This window comes from Shewanella algicola (genome assembly GCF_014648035.1).
GTDB classification, from domain to species: domain Bacteria; phylum Pseudomonadota; class Gammaproteobacteria; order Enterobacterales; family Shewanellaceae; genus Shewanella; species Shewanella algicola.
In genome coordinates this window covers 61,391-80,176 of the sequence record NZ_BMQI01000003.1, presented here as the reverse complement: position 1 = coordinate 80,176, position 18,786 = coordinate 61,391, and the positions used below count along the sequence as shown (strand labels likewise).

Here is an 18,786-nt window from a genome sequence, read left to right as displayed (position 1 = left end):
TACCAGAGCGGTAGAAAATAAAAACCATTGTTTATTCACAATACCTTTAAAGCACATTTTTTAACCTGCACTGAATCACTCAAATTTGATTTATTGAATAGAGCTCACATTACTCCACTAGAATCATCATGATAAGGCGATTTTACTCGATAAAACCGACCAAGTTTAGTATATACTCATGTAGCTGTTTTGTTAGTGCGATGTATGATTATTTGCCCAAGCAACGAGATTACAATTCGATTTTACTTACGCTACACTAACGGCAAATTTAATGGCCATATCGCGTACACCTATTTAACAGGTGAATTAACGCATTGTTTGTTAAGGCAATACATCGCTATTTTACAACAAAAAACAGGCTGTTTTATACCAATAACGTGCCTAGGGTTTTAATGAAAATTAATGAAATATTGATTTTCATCAAGTTTTAAATCTGAACTTGCCTCTATTCTCCCAAACTTGTTGAAAATAATGATGTGTTGTTTGATATCAAAAATGGTACCAATACTGTCACAATAACAATACTGGAGAGGCTGCAATGCAGGCAACCAAGAGTCAGGCGCTGTTTGTTAACTTTTTAGGCAATTCGCCTAAGTGGTACAAATATGCAATTTTGGCATTTTTAGTCATCAATCCCCTGCTGTTCTTTTACGTTAGTCCATTCGTCGCTGGATGGGTGTTGGTCGTAGAATTTATTTTCACCCTCGCGATGGCATTAAAATGTTATCCATTACAACCGGGTGGATTACTCGCGATTGAAGCGGTCATGATTGGAATGACATCCCCCACGCAAGTACTGCATGAGATTGAAGCCAACTTAGAAGTACTTTTACTCTTAGTGTTTATGGTTGCAGGTATTTACTTTATGAAACAGCTATTGCTGTTCGTATTTACCAAGATGATCACAAAAGTACGCTCAAAAATTATTGTATCTTTGATGTTTTGTACTGCATCAGCATTTCTGTCTGCCTTCTTAGATGCCTTAACGGTTATTGCGGTTATCATTGCGGTCGCAGTAGGTTTCTACTCTATCTATCACAAAGTGGCCTCAGGCAAGAGCTTTAGTGATAACGACGGCCATGATCATACATCAGAATCATCTGGGCAACTCAACGATGATGAATTAGAAGCATTTAGAGCGTTTTTACGTAACTTACTAATGCACTCTGGTATTGGTACTGCTTTAGGTGGTGTGTGTACCATGGTGGGTGAGCCACAAAACTTAATCATTGCAGCGCAAGCCCATTGGCAGTTTGGTGAGTTCTTCTTACGTATGTCACCAGTGACAATGCCAGTGTTAGCAGCCGGTATTTTAACCTGTTTCCTTGTTGAAAAATTCAAGTGGTTTGGCTACGGCGCGCAGTTACCTGATGCTGTACATCGCATTTTAACGGATTATGCTGCGCACGAAGACTCGCACAGAACCAACCAAGATAAAATGAAATTGGTCATTCAAGCATTAATCGGTGTGTGGTTAATTGTTGGTTTAGCATTGCATTTAGCCTCTGTTGGCTTAATTGGCTTATCTGTCATCATTTTAGCAACGGCCTTTAATGGCGTAACAGATGAACACGCGCTGGGTAAAGCGTTTGAAGAAGCCCTGCCATTTACCGCATTATTAGCCGTTTTTTTTGCGATTGTCGGTGTAATTATTGACCAAGAGTTGTTTGCGCCAGTAATTCAATGGGCACTGAGTTATGAAGGCAATATGCAGTTAGTGATTTTCTATATTGCTAACGGCTTACTGTCTATGGTGAGTGACAACGTGTTTGTAGGTACGGTTTACATTAATGAAGTTAAATCGGCGCTATTAAGCGGTCAAATTACCCGCGATCAGTTCGACTTGCTTGCTGTAGCAATTAACACAGGTACTAACCTACCATCGGTTGCCACGCCCAATGGCCAAGCAGCATTTTTATTCTTGTTAACGTCTGCAATTGCACCACTTATTCGACTCTCTTATGGTCGTATGGTGTGGATGGCATTACCGTACACCATTGTATTATCAATCGTCGGTGTGCTGGCAATTGAAACCGGTTTCTTAACCGATATGACCCAATCACTATACGATTCCCACTTAATTATTCACCATTCGGCGAAAGATTTGGGCGGTATGGTTAGCGGCCATTAATACGGTTGAACACCCAAGGGGAATGGACTTAATAGATAAATTATCTTAAAGTCGACACAACCCATTTGAACACCCTCAATTGAGGGTGTTTTTTTATCTGTAAAATGTATTAGGAGCAGCACTTGTCAGCGTTACAACTTTTTTGTCGTGGCCGTTTATCATGGGGCTTGCTTGCCCTATCAGGTGTCGTGTTAGAACTAGTCGCCCTTTTTTTTCAGTACACAATGGATTTGGCCCCTTGCGTCATGTGTATTTATGTTCGTGTTGCCGTGCTTGGCCTAATATTGGCAGGGTTGATTGGCATGCTACAACCTAAACTGTGGATTGTCCGCTTTGTAGGGTTAGTGAGTTGGGCTGTCTCTTCTGTATGGGGATTTCGACTAGCCTCTGAACTTAACGACATGCAAGTGAACCCGTCACCTTTTGCAACATGCTCTTTTTACCCTGAGTTTCCAAGCTTTATGCCATTAGATGTGTGGCTACCTTCAGTGTTTTCACCTACTGGGATGTGCAGCGATTTACCCTGGACTTGGCTGTCGGTGAGCATGGCACAATGGATGATGGTGTGTTTTGCTATTTACGGTGTAATTTGGTTAATAATGCTTGTTCCGAGTGTAAAACCGCTTAAGTAGCTAGGTGGGACGCATAAACAAAAAAGACCTCAAATGAGGTCTTTTTTGTTTATGTTGTCATCAATGATTATTGTGATTTAACTATTCAACGTCCAACAATGGCCACAATACAATGCAGTCTTCTAGGTATTTTACTTTCATTTCGTTAACAGTTTTGCCTTGCACAGAAATACCCGCAGCATGCATTGCGTCTTTGCTGCCAGTTAAAAGCGGATGCCAGCTAGGTAACCCTTTACCTAAATGTAGACGACGATAAGCGCAACTATTAGGTAACCAGGTTAACTCGCTGATATTATCTGGCGTAATCGCAGTGCATTCTGGTACGTATTTAAAACGTTCAATGTAGCGTCGACATCCGCAGCTGTCGCTGTCTAATAAATGGCAGGCGGCATTGGTGTAATAAAGCTCGTCGGTTTCGTCATCGATTATTTTATTTAAACAACATTTTCCGCAGCCATCACAAAGTGATTCCCATTGTACAGGTGTCATTTTTTCAAGCGGTGTGGTTGTCCAAAATTGCGTCATCATGGTCTATCTAACTGGTTATTGATTTAAATTTGCCGTTATTTTACACCTAAAACTCCAATGGTTACTGCTTAATTTTTTCAGAAAGATAGGTTAACGCTAAAGTGTCATGAATTGATGCCGTAAATTGATCTAATAACCGAAAGTTTTCATACACCAAATAAAAACGTCCTTGAGGGCCATCTGGCGCAATAAGTGATGCGGTAATGTCATCTCGCTGCGGTAGATTATTACCATTAAAACGTCTAATCCCATATGCCTGCCATTGCAAAAAGGTATGCGTACTGGTTAACCCCAGCAAGCTAGGATCTAACATCATTGTCGCTTTGACCTGCCTGCCCCAGGTTGCATCATACTGCCATCCTTGTTGATTGAGCATATTTGCAGCACTTGCAAAGGCATCTTCTGTGCTGCTCCAAATATCAAAATGACCATCATTATCACCATCGACTAGGTAACTTAATAGTTGCGATGGCATCATTTGCATTTGCCCCATGGCTCCAGTCGATGAGCTTTTGAGAGCATTCACTTTAAACTTACTTTGTTCAATGAGCTTAAGTGCAGCAATAAACTCGTTAACATAAAAAAGCTGATTTTCACCATTAAAAGCTAACGACGCTAATACTGATAACGCAGGGAAACGACCAGGGCGTTCACCAAAACGCGAGTTAATTCCCCACAATGCAATCATAAACCGTGGTTGCACTTGGTATTGCTGGCTCAGGTTATTGAGTAAGGTTTCATGCTGTTGAAGCATAGCTCTGGCGGTACTGACACTGATTTCAGGCACCATTTGTGGTATGTAAGTTTCAAGAGTGTGTTGTGAATCGTTATCGATATTGGCTTTTTTAAATATTTTGATGTTGCCAATTAGGCGTTCGGCTAACAAAGGCGATACACCGGCGCTGATGGCTTGCTGTTGTAGAGAAAGTAGATAATCTTCAAATTGGTGATGGCTATTATTAGCAACCACCAAATGAGAAGTGAAGAAGTAAATAATTGTGCTTAAAATGATTTTTAGAATCATATGAGTCCTGTTTACTCCTCAAGAGATTCTGTTTATTGCTTAAAACCTATCTCTTGTTTATGTTGATCAAGCAAATTAACGATTGGGGGCGGTATTTGTAAATAAAAGCCCTTTTCTTCTAACGCGCTTTTAACTTTGTCTATGTCAGCAATACCAAGGTGATCACGCTTAGATAACGGGAAAACCATCACTAACATCGGTGCGCCAAACATTTCCATTAATGGCTCTGGAACATCATCAAAAACATCACGTTTTTTGACAAAAAGGTATGTATCGGCTTTTCTGCTACTTTTATATACTGCACAAATCATTTTAGTTTAAATTTCCAAAGGTTCAAACTTGATAGTCAACTAAGCACACTATAACATGGTGACTCAAGAAAATAATTGTAAATCAGTTTCAAGCTGATGTTTTGGAGAACAATGCCGGGATGGCTAAACAAAGTCTCGAATTAAAAGCCACGTCTTTTACATTATCAGTACTGCATATTAATCATCACGATCTCGACCTTGTCGCTGCTGAATTAGATAATAAACTGGCTCAAGCGCCTCAATTTTTTCTGGGTGCTCCTCTGGTATTAAACCTGTCTGCCATCCAGCATGAACAAATTGATTTTTACGCCCTCAAACAATTATTAACTGACCGAAATTTAATTATTGTTGGGATTACCGATGCCAACAAAGAACAAATTGAACAAGCCAAAGAGATGGCGATTGCAGTAGTAAAGTCTGGCAAACAAGCACCAAAAGCTGAGTTACCCAAACGCGCCACAAAAATTGTTAAGCAAAATGTGCGTTCTGGGCAACAAATATACGCACAAAATGCTGATTTAATCATTTTTGGTGCAGTTGGTAATGGCGCAGAAGTCATTGCTGATGGTAGCATTCATATCTATGGAGCCTTGCGTGGCAAAGCCATGGCAGGTGCTGCGGGTGATAATCAAAGCGTGATTATTGCAAACTCGCTAGAAGCAGAATTAGTGTCGATTGCTGGACAGTATTGGTTAACAGAACATTTACAACAATACGTTCTCAATCAAAGAGGTTGTGTCCGCCTTGATGGCGAATCTCTCACAGTAGAATCATTGCCCCAATAATTGGCAAATAAAAGGATTAAAACAAAATGGCGCAAATTATTGTTGTCACATCAGGTAAAGGCGGTGTGGGTAAAACAACATCCAGTGCAGCAATTGCCACCGGGTTAGCTTTAAAAGGCAAAAAGACCGTCGTTATCGACTTTGATATTGGCTTACGTAACCTTGATTTGATTATGGGTTGTGAACGTCGTGTAGTATATGACTTTGTTAACGTCATTAATGGCGAAGCCAATTTAAACCAAGCGTTAATTAAAGATAAGCGCTGCGATAAATTGTTTATATTACCCGCCTCACAAACGCGCGACAAAGATGCCTTAACCAAAGAAGGTGTTGGTCGTGTGTTGGACGATTTAGCCAAAGATTTTGACTACATTGTGTGTGACTCACCAGCCGGGATTGAACAAGGCGCAATGATGGCATTGTATTTTGCCGATATCGCCATTGTAACCACTAACCCAGAAGTCAGCTCAGTACGCGACTCCGACCGTATTTTAGGGATGTTACAAAGCCGCTCTCGCCGTGCAGAGCAATCACTTGAGCCGATTAAAGAATATTTACTGCTGACGCGTTATTCTCCTGCTAGAGTAAAAACAGGCGAGATGCTTGGCGTTGAAGATGTGAAAGAAATTTTAGCGATTGAACTGCTTGGGGTGATCCCTGAGTCGCAGTCAGTACTTAAAGCATCAAACTCTGGTGTACCGGTCATTATTGATCAAGAAAGTGATGCAGGTTTAGCTTACAGTGATACTGTCGCGCGTTTATTAGGCGACGATGTACCGGTTCGATTTATAACAGAAGAAAAAAAGGGATTCCTTAAAAGGATATTTGGTAGCTAACTATGTCGATACTTGATTATTTCAGAAGCAATAAAAAAACCAATACCGCATCGTTGGCGAAGGAAAGATTGCAAATAATTGTGGCTCATCAGCGTGGAGAGCGCGGTGCCCCCGATTACTTCCCAAAGATGAAACAAGAAATCATTGAAGTGATCCGTAAATATGTGCAGATATCAGAGGACCAGGTGTCTGTACAACTCGACCAAAACGATGATAATTTATCGGTATTAGAACTTAACGTAACGCTGCCCGAGTCAAAATAAACGGCTTAGTAAGGCGTTCATAAAAAAGGATACTGGCATATATTGCGAGTATCCTTTTTTATTGCTATTAGGGCTTAACCAAAGCGCACATCTGCCAGTAAATCTTTTACTAATTCACCGCGCCAACCACTTAACAGTAATGGAGTTGCAGTTTGCTTCTCATGATAAAGCCAAAGTAAATATTCATGTATATGACGTTTAGAGCCCACAAACTCAAGTGACACAGCTTCACGTTCGCATAATTCGGTTAAACGATTTTTAACGTCTTTAAAGGCCGACTTGTATCCTGATTTAAGCGCAACAATGTCAACAACCTCTGGCAAGTGAGTTAAGTCGGCAGTTGCCATTACACTTAACAACTCTTTGCCATGAATCCGTTTTTCTTGCTCAGTTAAATCGGTTAAACGGTTTAACTCAGTTAGGGTTGTTGGCTGTTTTTTCGCTAACGCAATTAATGCATGATCTTTAACCACAAAACCCAAAGCTAAATTACGATTAACGGCTTTATTTAAACGCCACTTTGCTAACACTTTTAAGTAAGCTAATTGCTGACTATTTAATTGAAAAGCATTTTTAACTTTCAGATAAATGGTGTCGCCGTCAGGTAATGACATCCGTCCTTCGGTCATGCGCTGCCCTTCTTCAAACAGCCAGGCTTCACGCTGGCTTTCAGCGAGCTTTTGTTGAAGTTGCGGATAGAGCTTATATAAATAATACACATCGTTTGCAGCGTACTGCAGCTGCGCCTCAGTCAATGGGCGTTTCATCCAATCAGTACGAGATTCACCTTTATCAATTTCAACTTGCAAACAAGCATCAACGAGCTTGGCATAACCTAAACCATGGCCTAATCCAGCAAGACTGGCTGCAATTTGGCTATCAAATAGCGGGCTTGGCTGACACTCACCATAATGGGCAAAAACTTCAAGGTCTTCGCTGCATGAATGCACTAACTTCACAATCTGTTGGTTGGTGAGTAATTGCCAAAAGGGACTGAGATCGGTAATAGCAACTGGGTCGATTAACGCTAAAGTTTTACCGTCATAAGCTTGGATAAGCCCTAATTTGGCATAGTAGGTTCGAGTGCGGACAAATTCAGTATCAAGTACTAATAAGGTGCTCTGTTGGTACTGCTCAACTAATGATAAAAGGCTGGCATCATCACTGATATATTCAAACGTTAACAAAATAAGCTCCGCTAAAAATACAAATGGGGAAAAACACCAATAAAAAAGCCGGCTCAATTGCCGGCTATTATTTTATGCTTTGTTAACTTCATCTCGAAGTTGTCGGCGTAAAATTTTACCCACATTCGTTTTTGGTAATTCGTCCCTAAATTCTACCAGCTTAGGTACTTTATATCCCGTTAAATGTTGTCGGCAATGCTTAATTAGATCTTCTTCGGTCAAAGATTTATCATTGGCAACCACAAATACTTTGACTAATTCACCACTGGCTTCATGAGGTACGCCTACAGCGGCCACTTCAATCACCTTAGGATGCAACGCAACGACCTCTTCAACTTCATTCGGGAATACGTTAAAGCCAGACACTAAAATCATGTCTTTTTTACGGTCAACAATAAAGAAAAAGCCCTTTTCGTCCATGTAACCGATATCACCTGTTGCGAGCCAGCCATCTTTATCAATGACTTTTGATGTCTCTTCAGGACGTTGCCAGTACCCTTGCATAATCTGTGGGCCTTTTGCGAATAACTCGCCGGTTTCACCTTGGGCTAGTACATTACCATCATCATCACGAACTTGAATAAATGTTGATGGCGCAGGAAAACCAATAGAACCGTTATAACCTTCTAAATTATAAGGACAACACGTCACCAATGGCGATGCTTCGGTTAACCCGTAACCTTCCAATAAGCGAGTTTTGGTAATTTTCTGCCATTTATCAGCCACTGCACGCTGTACGGCCATGCCGCCGCCAATGGAAAACTTAAGCCCAGAAAAGTCTAGCTTATTAAATTCTTCATTGTTCACTAAGGCATTAAATAAGGTGTTCACCCCAGTTAAGGCGGTAAATGGGTATTTTTTCAGCTCGCTGACAAACGCCGGAATATCGCGTGGGTTAGTTATTAATAAATTTTTGCTGCCTTTATGTAAAAACAATAAGCAGTTAACGGTTAAAGCAAAAATATGATAAAGCGGCAGTGCGGTGACCACAAACTCAACACCGTCTTCCAGTGCTGGCGAATAGGCGCCATTGGCTTGCAACACATTGCTGACCACATTTTTATGGCTGAGCATCGCCCCTTTTGACACACCGGTGGTGCCGCCGGTGTACTGTAAAAATGCTAAATCATCACCATTGATGTCTGCTTTAATGTATTGCAAACGGCGACCTTTGCTTAACGATTCACGAAACGATAAAGCATGTGGCAAATGGTATTTAGGTACCAACCTTTTGATGTACTTAACGACAAAATTAACCAGGGTACGTTTAGGCGCACTGAGCTGATCGCCTAAGCTGGTAATGATGACCGATTCTACTGGGGTTTGATCAACTACCTCTTCTAAGGTGTTTGCAAAGTTTGATACCACAACAATGGCTTTTGCGCCCGAGTCGATTAATTGATGCTTTAGCTCACGAGGGGTATAAAGTGGATTAACATTCACCACCACCATTCCGGCACGTAAAATGCCAAATAATGCAATTGGGTATTGCAGCAAATTGGGCATCATAATGGCAACACGATCACCTTTATTTAAGTGCAAATCATTTTGTAAATAGGCCGCAAATGCGCGACTGCGTTCTTCAAGTTTGCGATAAGTCATCGTCGCACCCATGTTGATAAATGCAGCTTGATCGGCATATTTTGCCACTGAATCTTCAAACATGTGTACTAAAGAACTAAATTGAGATGGGTCGATTTCGGCCGGAACTTGTTCAGGCAGGTGATTAATCCAAGGCTGGTCCACAGGTGTCTCCTAATAAATCCCACTGTGCTAAGACGTGCATTCCCCGTCAGTGGTAAAATTTTTAGCGACTGCGTATCATTAATATTGTTATCGCAGGCTTTTATGTTACTTATAATGAAAAATGCTAATGACAAACTGCCGTGACAAAAATCATACAAGCGTTTTAATTTTTGACCATAATCACATAAATGAAATCAAAATAACAGCGATTTCAGTAGCCATAAGCACTAATTTAGAACAAAAGCTCCAATCGTTTCTGCGACCTGGTTGGCATTCCCCATATGTAAATGATGATCGCCAGTTAATGTTACCATTTTAATGTCGCTAAACCAGGTATTTGCATGTTCTTCGGTAAGGGTAAGCTGTTTATAACCATCTTGAGCTGCGATAAAAAGCGTTGGGGTATTACTGATGGTCATTAATCCGTCAACCTGTTCAAATGTAAAACGATTTAATGAATCCAGCTTTAATCTAGGGTCGCTTCGCCAGGCGTATTTTCCTTCAAAAAGTTGCATATTCCGCGCAGTAATCATTTCGCACCAAGGCAGTGCTAGCCCGGTTAATTGATGGCGAGCCTGAATGGCAACCTCTGTCGAAGCATACGTTGGCGTGGGCCGAGATAATTGCTGATTAAAACGTTGCTGTTGCTGTAACCCCTTATGTAGCCGAGTTTTAGCATTAGTAGCAGACTCAAATAATGGCGCTAGAGCTTCAATTAAAATCAACTTTTCAATATTGTCTCCCATACACGCATTATAAGCCGATGCGACAATGCCCCCTAAGGAATGACCTATCACAGTGATGGGTTGTTTTTCTTGGCTAAGCGATTGAATAATAGCATGTAAGTCATAAATGTAATCAATCCAGTGCAGCGGATAATGCCCTGGGCGGTGGTCTGATAAACCATGCCCAGGCCAATCAATGCAGATTAATTGATATTGATTAAGTAATCCCTGCTGCTCAAAAGCTTGTGCCAAAGGAATAAAACTGTCTACGTTGTCTAACCAACCATGTAATGCCAACAAAATCGGCTTATCTTTTTGGCCATAACGCTTTGCTGCAAGGGTAATATGCGCCAAAGGTAATTGAAATTCGGTTGAGTTCAGTGTCAGCATGCTTGGCTCACTTTTTATTGTAAAACGACATTGGATGGAGATAAGGATTGTGACAGAGACGGCACATTTACAGGCATAGACCCTAAAGCCTGTTGATCTTTCAAGGTTGTTTTTGCAGTGAATGTTGGTCATTACTCACATTTACAACTGCGCGACAGAGACTTTGAGGTGTAGTTATTCTACATAAAAAGTCAATAACGCAGTAAAAATGGCCAACAAACGCTGCCCGAAGGGTTCGGCTAAAAACGTTTTTAACTTGAAAAAAATTTAACCAGCAAAGCTCAACAACCCCTAGTAAATGACCAATGAAGAAATCATTTAAATAACAGGGGTAACCCACTGCAAACACTCAGTAGATTACCCCTTAGCTGCTTATTTAGCCGCTGTTTTGGTGAACTTCAGTGTCATACGATCACTTTCACCAATGTCGATGTACTTCTGTTTATCTTGCTCGCCCATGGCTAAACGTGGAGGAAGAGTCCACACGCCTTTTGGATAATCTTTGCTGTCTTTTGGATTGGCGTTAATTTCTGAGCTCGCAGTTAACTCAAAACCATACTTTTTAGCCAATTCGACCATTTGGTTTTCATCCATATAGCCGCTTTCTGCTGCCATACCAATATTGGCACGGTGCTCAACAACGCCAAATGAACCACCCACTTTTAACACATCATGGGCTGCTTTAAACACACCTTCTAACTCGCCTTTCATTGCCCAATTATGCAAGTTACGGAATGTCAGCACGTGATCAGCTGAGTTATCTTTACCTAATGAAAATTTAGCCGGTGGATCTAACGTCACAAATTGCACATTACCGACACTGGCTTTGTTGTCACTCACCCACTTTTCAAAACGCAAACCTGCAGATTTATAATAAGCAGTTTGCTTGGTATCTGCAGCCGGTTCTGTTTCAAAATTTGCCGCTACGTACTTACCTTTTTCAGCTAAATAAGGTGCTAAAATTTCAGCATACCAACCACCGCCAGGCCATAGTTCAATCACGGTTTGTTCTGGTTTAATGTCAAAAAACGCGAGGGTTTCTGCTGGATGACGATGATTATCACGCAGCTTATTTTCTGCTGTACGGAACTCACTTGCCACCGCTTTAGCTAACGCGGTATTCACTTGAGGTGCCATCACTTGTTCAGCGGGTACTGCATCTGCCGCAAGTACAGTGGTGGAAAATCCTAAGCTCGAAAAACCAATTAAAGCGCCTAACATCATGTTACGTTTCATTTAATTACTCCCTTTTTATAATCGACTTTCTGCCAACATAACCAAAGCATTAATCCGCTGAATAATAGCCACGTCATAACCCATATCCATGCAGGTATCCAAGTCAATTGCGCTAGCATGACCGCATCGCCCTGGCCGCTTAAGCCTAATAACACCATTGGACTCGCCATGGCATTCAAAATTATCATGAGCCCTAATATACGCAGTAAGGTGTTTAACACACTACTGTTTTTTAATTTAAGTGGTAACAAAAAAAGTATTGTTAGTACCAACAAAATAGCCATGGTGAGTAAATCGCGGGCCCAAAACACTAATGATGCTGCGACAGTTAACCCGAGTAAGCCGAGTGTAAAGCGAATACTGCTTCTTTTAGTCGCTAATAAAAAAATCACATAACCCCATAATGCCGCACCGAAATAGCCCGCGTATGCAATAAGCATACTGCTTCCGCCCTGGGTAAAACAAAAACCGGCACCATTAGGAAATAACTGGATATGACTCACTATGCCACCGGTTAATAAGGCGGCAATACCATGTGATAACTCATGAAAGTAGCTTTCGAGCCATTTGAAAGGGATAGAAATAAAAGGCAAACGCGTCAGTAAAAAGGCCACCAGCAGTTCAAGCATAAAACGACTGCGACTAGGCGTTGCCGAAACCGCACTAGGCATATAAGTCGATACCGACCATTTGTTGAATTTCGTCACGCTTAGCTGAATGTTGTGTAGACAAATATTGGGCTATCGCGCCGCGTTGACTCGTGGTGTCACGATCATATTCAACGCGAGCTTGTTGTTTTGCGGATAAAGTCACATCATCAACGATTGCAAGCTTTTGACTGTCATTGTTTTGCTGAGCAGCATCTGCAGGAATAGGGTTAACAACAATAAGATCACTTGCTGGAATAATGGGTCGATTTCCGGCAACAGCTTGGCTCAGGCTAACGGGGCCTGATTGATTATACGCTGTCGATAGTGCTGGATTAATCGCCATTTACGATTCAGTTGCCTTATATTGTCATTAACACGTCTATGTAAATAATATGTCAAAATTTCGCCAATGGCTATTCTCGACCGGGAAGTTTTTTCCAGGTGACGGTATCTCGTAAGTAAACTGGTGCGAGCTCATCAACGCTGGTATGCAAACCCTGTTGTTGACCTTGCTGAGCCAAAACAAGCATATACTTGGCATCAGGATAACGGCCTTCGGCACAGAGCACCGTTTGAGGCGTCAGTGTTAACAGTTGTGGATATGCATCAAATCCGGTACCACAAGCATGAATAACTTGGCTTGAGTCAAGTAACAATTCAATCGATTCAGGTGCACTAACATGCTCCTCACCCACTAATATCGCAATGCCATCTTTAGCAATATATTGTCCCCAATACACTTCATTCATGCGCGCATCAATACAGCAAAGCACCTGAGTGGCGCCGGTTTCAGTAATGGCAGCTTGTGCCATTGCCGCAAGTGTAGAAATACCAATCACAGGTAAATCAAGACCTAACGCTAAACCTTGAGTCATACTGGTGCAAATCCGTATTCCGGTGAAGCTGCCAGGACCACGGCCATATGCAATTAAATCCACATCGGCTAACGTCACTTGAGCTTGTGCTAATACGTCATCAACCATAGGTAATAAACGCTGGCTGTGCTCACGTGGGGCATCAGCAATCTGGGCAAACACCTTGCCATTGACAGTAAGTGCAGCAGAACAGGTTTCGGTGCAGGTATCAAGCGCAAGGATGGTTAACAGCTGTGACATTATAAAAAAGTACCCAGTAAAAAAGCATCAAATAATCCGAGTATGATAACTGATGCGCCGCGTTTTAAAAAGCTTAAGGGATGTGTTTTAAAAACTGCAGCGCTTTGTCTAAATCACGTGTGCGCTGCATTGGCGGCAATGAATTAATAAAAGCTTGCCCATAAGCGCGATTGACAATGCGGTTGTCGCACAAAATCAACACGCCGCGATCTTTTTCATCACGAATAAGCCGGCCAACACCTTGTTTTAAGCTAATCACCGCCTGGGGTAACGATATGTGACTAAAAGGGTCTAACCCTTGGCGTTCAGCATTGGCTGCTCGTGCTTTATAAAGAGCATCATCAGGCGACACAAACGGTAACTTATCGATGATGACACAACTGAGTAACTTACCGCGCACATCGACCCCTTCCCAAAAACTACTGGTGCCGAGCAGCACCGCATTACCAAGTTGCCTAAATTTATTTAATAAGCTTTGTTTACTTGCCTGTCCCTGTACCAATAACGGATAAGTTGTACGTCCTTGCAATGATGAGGCAACTTGCTCAAGCATTTGATGGCTGGTGAACAATATAAATGTTCTTCCCTGCGCGGCATTAATGGCTTGAATACACACATCAACCAATTGTTTCACCGTATGTTGCGATTGCCCTACCTTGCCTAAATGTCTCGGTACACAAAACATCGCTTGATTGGGGTAATCAAACGGACTGTCTAAAATGATCTGTTTGGCTGATGTTAAGCCTAACTCAGTGGCAAAATGGCCTAAGCTGCGGTTGACCTGTAATGTGGCCGAGGTAAAAATCCAGCGGGTGTTAGCATCAAATAATTGTTGGCATTGCTTAGCCACATTAATTGGGCTTAATCTTAGCATGACAAACCTTGTACCTAATTCAACGCTGTAGGCCGCTTGCATGTCTTTACATTCAAAATAATCTTGTAGTTTTTCAGCGAGCTCATGGAGTTGCTCAAACGCTAAATCAAGCTGGTCGTCGCGACCAAGATGATGGGTCATGAGTTTTGCCAAGTCAGCTAATGCTTGTTGCAAAGTCCACGAGACTGTAGCTAACTGTTTGTTAGCCAAAACTTTACGCCAGTCAGACACTTGATTGTCGTACATGGCGTTATGCCAATTACTTAGCGCCTGCAAACCCCGTTGGGCTAATTGCTCTATTTGAATACTGTCGCGAATCACTTCTCGATGAAGTTTGATAATATCATTGAGTAAGGTGTCGATTTCACGGCTGGATATATGGCTGCCAAAGTAATTAATGCAAATGTCTGGCACTAAATGGGCTTCATCAAAAATCACCACGTCGGGATCGGGCAACAACTCTGCAAATCCGGTGTCTTTGAGTAATCGGTCGGCAAAAAACAAATGATGATTCACCACCACCACTTTCGCATCCATAGCCCGCACACGTGCTTTACGAGTAAAACACACATCGTAATGTTCACACTTTTTACCGGTACAGGTTTCTTTAGTGCTGACCACACTAGGTAACACCTCAGAATGTTCGGCAACCGAGGTTAAATTACCTATGTCACCGTCTTTACTTAAATTCGCCCATTGATTAATTTTGAGTAAATCGTCGATGTAATAGTCACTAAAATGAGCGGCATTTTGCATTTGTTTTTCAAGACGTAACTGGCATAAGTAGTTATTACGCCCCTTAAGTAATGCGATGGGTACGTGCATATCTAACATGGTTAGCAACGCAGGTAAGTCTTTTAAAAACAACTGCTCTTGCAAGTTTTTACTGCCGGTGCTAATCACCGCTTGTTTGCCGCTGAGAATAGCAGGGATTAAATAGGCAAAAGTTTTACCGACGCCAGTGCCGGCCTCAAGGATGACATTTTGTTTTTGGCTAATCGCCTCACTCACCGCCACCGCCATGTCGGTTTGACTTTGACGGTTATGATAATTGTGCACATTTTTCGCCAAGGCGCCATGCTGGCTAAATTGGTGAATTACTGTTTGAGTAAGTCTTGAACTCAAAATGCCCTCAAATGGTCGACAAATACTGACTTAAATTGTTAAGTATTATGCTGATAACACGCTAATGTTCCAACTATTAATCACAACATAAATACGCAAAACATTATTTGGGCTGGTGTATGCCATAAAAGCACATAAGCTTAACTAAAAAATGCACGAGTTATCCGATGAAATCATTACTTTTATTGTTCATACTGTTAACCCCGTTTAGCACCTTGGCCAAACAATGCAATAGCCTCAATCAACTAACAGGCTTGATGGGCAAATGGCAAAGTGTACAAGCACACAGCACATTACAAGAGCAGTGGCATCAAGTTAGTGACAATACATTCGAAGGCAGTAATGAAACTTACAACGACCAATGGCAACATAATGAGTCACTGCGTTTAGTCAATATGTCCGGAGGGATTTATTATCTCGCTAAAGTCAGGCAAAACCCATTGCCTGTGGCCTTTAAATTAACCCATTGTAAAGATGCCTTAGCCGTGTTTGAAAATCATGACCATGATTTTCCTAATAAAATTGAATATGATTTTATCGACAGTCAACACATCCGCGTTACCGTAAGCGGTCAAGATAACCAAGGCTTTGAGCTCAAGTTTACTCGGGTCAACGAACCCCATAACAAGGATGAATAATGCAGCCAAGGCAAGAACCCAAGTTTGCTTAACCTCAACAGTTTACAAGCCAAACTTAATGTAATGCTCGCCCTTCCTTCGGAGCAACTGGCAAGCTTAAGCACAGGTGACTGGAATAGTGATCAGGTGTTTAGCCATTGTGCGCAAAGTGTCGAATTTTCAATGAGCGGATTTCCGCAACATAAATCAGCGGTATTTAAGCACTCTGTAGGCGCACTTGCCTTTGCTGCGTTTGCCACTAAAGGTGCAATGACTCACAGCCTTAGCGAAGCGATACCAGCAGCTCCTGCACTTGACCCTAATGTTGATGTAAAACAAGCTCTGACAAGGTTGTTAAACTCTGTGACAGATTTTGAGCAGTACCAAGGGCCATTGGCACCCCATTTTGCTTACGGAGAATTAAACAAAGCAGATTATGAACTTGCCCATGTTTTACATTTTTATAATCATCTCGACACGTTTAACGCGTTTAGCTAGATCAACATCATCATTAATGGAACTTGTGGTTAATGATGGCTGCGTTTAAACGTAATGCCCAGTTACCGTTATGCTGTTGTTGGCAAGCGGTTTCAGTATCAAAGCTAACCTGTTTATCTATATTGTTAAGTACAATACCAACGTCTGCTAGGTTGCGTTTAATGTGGGCTAGCAACGCGGTTTTATGGCCTTGATGATTAAAGTGCCTTAATTGCTGCTCAGCATCAAACACACACACAATGCGTAAACTTTTAGGAAACGAGTCATAATCTACGGTATGGGTAATCCACTCAAATCCTGGATAACATTCAAGAGCATGATCGCACACATCAGTTAACGCCAGCCTCAATTGATTATCTATTTTTTTATCGCTTTTACGCATGATACCGCTCTCTAATGTTCTATGATTCTACCTATACAAGGTTCTATTCAGGGTTAAGGATATCCATGCCACAATGATGCTAAGTGACACAAATTATTGCAATTGGTAATGCATCATAATAACGTTAACCTTCTTCAAGGTAAAAAATAGCGTTAACAACTCCAATGCAAATTGTGCTTAAGGAAAAGCAAACATGAAATGGTTAATTGTGGTGATGCTCAGTTGGGGTATTGGCTTTATAAGCTACCCGCTTCTTTGGCAAAGTGATGCTGATAATCTCAAAGAGCAGCAAACGGTCAATACTCAAGCTGCAATATCTCAGCCCGTTGTTGTGGCCGTTTCATCTAATACGAATGTTAGCACACCGCAGCAATATGATGGTTCTGGTCATGACCGTGAAGCAATGAAAGCGTCTATATCGCAAGATGACACCTCTTACATGTCGATTTTTAGGATATTGCAACTTGCAGAACAAGACCCTTTAGAAGCCCTGTTAATTGCCCAAGAAACACAACATGAAGACTTATATGGCTTCATATTAGAAATTGCTGGCAAAAAACAATTCTCAAATGTGATTTCATGGATAATCGAGCAAAATACCAGCGACGATTACGAGTCGTTAGTTGACAGTTATTTGCGCGGCATAGCCTCAGTTAATCCCCAGCAAGCATTAAGCGATGTTGACCTACTCACCGTTGAGCCGATGAAAACCTCTGTCATTATGTCTATTGTCGACTCATGGGCCAGTACTGATGCCATGGGTGCATTTGAGTGGCTAAAGCAGCAACCCGAAACATCCTCCACGCTCAAAATGTATTTAAATACCATGTACTACTATATCGAGCAATCCCCTACCGAAGCGGCTAGTTTAATATCATCATTACCATTAAATGAGTCGACTAATTACCTTATCACTTCGATGGTTTATCAATTAGTTGACAAAAATGTTCAAGAGGCCGTCGACTGGCTCGACAGCATTGCCACAGAGCAGCGCGCCAGCGGCGTGTTTATTATATCGCGTAAAATGGCAGAAACTGATCCTGAAGCAGCTTTAGTATTTTTAAATAACCAAAAACAAACTTACGAGCTCAACCAGGATTATTACAATAGTGCCGTGGCAGAGATTGCCAGTGTCGAGCCAGATATGATGCTTGCGCGCATCGATGATTATGAGATTAATGTGCAGCGCGACATTATCATTAACGCCAGTTATGCCCTCATTGATCATTCTGAAACCACCTTTTTACAATCAATTGACTCGTTAACTGACGACAATAAAGACATTGCCTTTCGGCAACGAGCCAATCAGTTAACCCAAACCGATCCACAGCAAGCTTTTAATGTTGCTGAGCGCATTAGCGATACCAGTGTTCGTTTAGAATCCATTATCAATACGGTTAATGTGTGGAGTGCTTTCGATAAAAAAACGGCATTGATTGCCATTGATAACTCGACACAATTAACCGCTAGCCAAAAAGCAGACATCAGTAATCAAATGCAGCTGCAGCTCACCTCATCTAATATTATTTATCCATAAACCCATGAAGTGATTAAAATCCATGCACGCATCATGAGTAAAAATCATCATGAAGGTGCAATGCATAAGTTATGCAATAAATTTGGTAATTAAATGACAAAAATGCTTTGTTCACTATTGCAAACAAGCATAAATGCGGTTAAGTTAACTGCAAGTCGTTTTACACGGCATTAAGTGAGTGAATAAGTCCTCAT

20 protein-coding genes are annotated in these 18,786 nt (G+C 41.5%); 8 read left to right on the top strand and 12 right to left on the bottom strand.

What is annotated here, in order from left to right:
* The first annotated feature begins 538 nt into the window (after positions 1 to 538).
* Both nhaB and dsbB read left to right on the top strand, forming a co-directional pair.
* On the top strand, positions 539 to 2,131 hold the full coding sequence (gene nhaB, locus IEY42_RS02410) for a sodium/proton antiporter NhaB (protein ID WP_188923776.1): 1,593 nt from the start codon (positions 539 to 541) through the stop codon (positions 2,129 to 2,131).
* A 122-nt stretch (positions 2,132 to 2,253) separates the two neighbouring features.
* Entirely contained in the window at positions 2,254 to 2,763 is a 510-nt protein-coding gene (gene dsbB / locus IEY42_RS02405) for a disulfide bond formation protein DsbB (RefSeq protein WP_188923775.1), read from the top strand.
* Between the two features lie 81 nt (positions 2,764 to 2,844).
* Here dsbB and IEY42_RS02400 read toward each other — a convergent pair whose 3' ends face one another.
* The 3 genes from IEY42_RS02400 to IEY42_RS02390 form a co-directional block, all read right to left on the bottom strand.
* On the bottom strand, positions 2,845 to 3,291 hold the full coding sequence (locus IEY42_RS02400; RefSeq protein ID WP_188923774.1) for a YcgN family cysteine cluster protein: 447 nt from the start codon (positions 3,289 to 3,291) through the stop codon (positions 2,845 to 2,847).
* A gap of 61 nt (positions 3,292 to 3,352) precedes the next feature.
* Positions 3,353 to 4,315, bottom strand: coding sequence for a lytic murein transglycosylase (locus tag IEY42_RS02395; protein WP_188923773.1), 963 nt, complete (start codon positions 4,313 to 4,315; stop codon positions 3,353 to 3,355).
* A gap of 32 nt (positions 4,316 to 4,347) precedes the next feature.
* On the bottom strand, positions 4,348 to 4,626 hold the full coding sequence (locus IEY42_RS02390; RefSeq protein ID WP_188923772.1) for a YcgL domain-containing protein: 279 nt from the start codon (positions 4,624 to 4,626) through the stop codon (positions 4,348 to 4,350).
* A 119-nt stretch (positions 4,627 to 4,745) separates the two neighbouring features.
* Between IEY42_RS02390 and minC the strand changes: the two genes are divergently transcribed.
* Genes minC through minE form a run of 3 tightly spaced genes read left to right on the top strand, consistent with a single transcriptional unit; the run spans position 4,746 to position 6,510 of the window.
* Positions 4,746 to 5,411, top strand: coding sequence for a septum site-determining protein MinC (minC, locus tag IEY42_RS02385; protein WP_188923771.1), 666 nt, complete (start codon positions 4,746 to 4,748; stop codon positions 5,409 to 5,411).
* A gap of 26 nt (positions 5,412 to 5,437) precedes the next feature.
* Complete coding sequence (gene minD / locus IEY42_RS02380) at positions 5,438 to 6,247, top strand: septum site-determining protein MinD (RefSeq protein ID WP_188923770.1); 810 nt, start codon at positions 5,438 to 5,440, stop codon at positions 6,245 to 6,247.
* 2 nt (positions 6,248 to 6,249) lie between these two features.
* The gene (gene minE, locus IEY42_RS02375) at positions 6,250 to 6,510 is read left to right on the top strand and encodes a cell division topological specificity factor MinE (protein WP_188923769.1); all 261 of its coding nucleotides are present in this window, start codon (positions 6,250 to 6,252) and stop codon (positions 6,508 to 6,510) included.
* 74 nt (positions 6,511 to 6,584) lie between these two features.
* On the opposite strand, the gene rnd is transcribed toward minE, so the two are convergent.
* From rnd to yoaA, 8 genes are all read right to left on the bottom strand, one after another.
* Positions 6,585 to 7,697, bottom strand: a complete 1,113-nt coding sequence (gene rnd, locus IEY42_RS02370) for a ribonuclease D (RefSeq protein ID WP_188923768.1) — start codon at positions 7,695 to 7,697, stop codon at positions 6,585 to 6,587.
* Positions 7,698 to 7,769: 72 nt separating this feature from the next.
* Positions 7,770 to 9,443: a long-chain-fatty-acid--CoA ligase FadD gene (fadD, locus tag IEY42_RS02365; RefSeq protein WP_188923767.1), complete on the bottom strand. Its 1,674-nt coding sequence runs from the start codon at positions 9,441 to 9,443 to the stop codon at positions 7,770 to 7,772.
* Positions 9,444 to 9,670: 227 nt separating this feature from the next.
* Positions 9,671 to 10,558 (bottom strand): alpha/beta hydrolase, encoded by an 888-nt coding sequence (locus IEY42_RS02360; protein ID WP_188923766.1) that lies wholly within the window; start codon positions 10,556 to 10,558, stop codon positions 9,671 to 9,673.
* Between the two features lie 372 nt (positions 10,559 to 10,930).
* Positions 10,931 to 11,794, bottom strand: coding sequence for a class I SAM-dependent methyltransferase (locus IEY42_RS02355; RefSeq protein WP_188923765.1), 864 nt, complete (start codon positions 11,792 to 11,794; stop codon positions 10,931 to 10,933).
* Positions 11,791 to 12,465, bottom strand: coding sequence for a M50 family metallopeptidase (locus IEY42_RS02350; RefSeq protein ID WP_188923764.1), 675 nt, complete (start codon positions 12,463 to 12,465; stop codon positions 11,791 to 11,793). Before IEY42_RS02350 ends, IEY42_RS02355 begins: the two co-directional genes overlap by 4 nt.
* Positions 12,458 to 12,787 (bottom strand): hypothetical protein, encoded by a 330-nt coding sequence (locus IEY42_RS02345; RefSeq protein WP_188923763.1) that lies wholly within the window; start codon positions 12,785 to 12,787, stop codon positions 12,458 to 12,460. The genes IEY42_RS02350 and IEY42_RS02345 overlap by 8 nt, the downstream gene beginning before the upstream one ends.
* Before the next feature lie 70 nt (positions 12,788 to 12,857).
* A complete protein-coding gene (gene tsaB / locus IEY42_RS02340) occupies positions 12,858 to 13,559 on the bottom strand; it encodes a tRNA (adenosine(37)-N6)-threonylcarbamoyltransferase complex dimerization subunit type 1 TsaB (protein ID WP_188923762.1) in 702 nt (233 codons plus the stop codon).
* Positions 13,560 to 13,632: 73 nt separating this feature from the next.
* Positions 13,633 to 15,558 carry a DNA repair helicase YoaA gene (yoaA, locus tag IEY42_RS02335; RefSeq protein ID WP_188923761.1) on the bottom strand — a complete coding sequence of 642 codons (1,926 nt, stop codon included), beginning with the start codon at positions 15,556 to 15,558 and terminating at the stop codon, positions 13,633 to 13,635.
* Positions 15,559 to 15,725: 167 nt separating this feature from the next.
* Between yoaA and IEY42_RS02330 the strand changes: the two genes are divergently transcribed.
* Positions 15,726 to 16,196: a DUF6265 family protein gene (locus IEY42_RS02330; protein WP_188923760.1), complete on the top strand. Its 471-nt coding sequence runs from the start codon at positions 15,726 to 15,728 to the stop codon at positions 16,194 to 16,196.
* Between the two features lie 24 nt (positions 16,197 to 16,220).
* Positions 16,221 to 16,673: a DUF1569 domain-containing protein gene (locus tag IEY42_RS02325; protein WP_229779877.1), complete on the top strand. Its 453-nt coding sequence runs from the start codon at positions 16,221 to 16,223 to the stop codon at positions 16,671 to 16,673.
* A 13-nt stretch (positions 16,674 to 16,686) separates the two neighbouring features.
* Here the strand turns inward: IEY42_RS02325 and IEY42_RS02320 are convergent, their stop codons facing one another.
* Positions 16,687 to 17,055, bottom strand: a complete 369-nt coding sequence (locus IEY42_RS02320) for a Fis family transcriptional regulator (RefSeq protein ID WP_188923759.1) — start codon at positions 17,053 to 17,055, stop codon at positions 16,687 to 16,689.
* Between the two features lie 193 nt (positions 17,056 to 17,248).
* On the opposite strand from IEY42_RS02320, the gene IEY42_RS02315 reads away from it, so the two are divergent.
* Positions 17,249 to 18,592, top strand: a complete 1,344-nt coding sequence (locus IEY42_RS02315) for a hypothetical protein (protein ID WP_188923758.1) — start codon at positions 17,249 to 17,251, stop codon at positions 18,590 to 18,592.
* Positions 18,593 to 18,786 lie beyond the last annotated feature (194 nt).

Coding starts and splice junctions, on each gene's coding strand:
- nhaB (WP_188923776.1), top strand. CDS start 539: ATGCAGGCAACCAAGAGTCAGGCGCTGTTTGTTAACTTTTTAGGCAAT.
- IEY42_RS02400 (WP_188923774.1), bottom strand. CDS start 3,291: ATGATGACGCAATTTTGGACAACCACACCGCTTGAAAAAATGACACCT.
- IEY42_RS02395 (WP_188923773.1), bottom strand. CDS start 4,315: ATGATTCTAAAAATCATTTTAAGCACAATTATTTACTTCTTCACTTCT.
- IEY42_RS02390 (WP_188923772.1), bottom strand. CDS start 4,626: ATGATTTGTGCAGTATATAAAAGTAGCAGAAAAGCCGATACATACCTT.
- minC (WP_188923771.1), top strand. CDS start 4,746: ATGGCTAAACAAAGTCTCGAATTAAAAGCCACGTCTTTTACATTATCA.
- minD (WP_188923770.1), top strand. CDS start 5,438: ATGGCGCAAATTATTGTTGTCACATCAGGTAAAGGCGGTGTGGGTAAA.
- minE (WP_188923769.1), top strand. CDS start 6,250: ATGTCGATACTTGATTATTTCAGAAGCAATAAAAAAACCAATACCGCA.
- IEY42_RS02360 (WP_188923766.1), bottom strand. CDS start 10,558: ATGCTGACACTGAACTCAACCGAATTTCAATTACCTTTGGCGCATATT.
- IEY42_RS02355 (WP_188923765.1), bottom strand. CDS start 11,794: ATGAAACGTAACATGATGTTAGGCGCTTTAATTGGTTTTTCGAGCTTA.
- IEY42_RS02350 (WP_188923764.1), bottom strand. CDS start 12,465: ATGCCTAGTGCGGTTTCGGCAACGCCTAGTCGCAGTCGTTTTATGCTT.
- IEY42_RS02345 (WP_188923763.1), bottom strand. CDS start 12,787: ATGGCGATTAATCCAGCACTATCGACAGCGTATAATCAATCAGGCCCC.
- tsaB (WP_188923762.1), bottom strand. CDS start 13,559: ATGTCACAGCTGTTAACCATCCTTGCGCTTGATACCTGCACCGAAACC.
- IEY42_RS02330 (WP_188923760.1), top strand. CDS start 15,726: ATGAAATCATTACTTTTATTGTTCATACTGTTAACCCCGTTTAGCACC.
- IEY42_RS02320 (WP_188923759.1), bottom strand. CDS start 17,055: ATGCGTAAAAGCGATAAAAAAATAGATAATCAATTGAGGCTGGCGTTA.
- IEY42_RS02315 (WP_188923758.1), top strand. CDS start 17,249: ATGAAATGGTTAATTGTGGTGATGCTCAGTTGGGGTATTGGCTTTATA.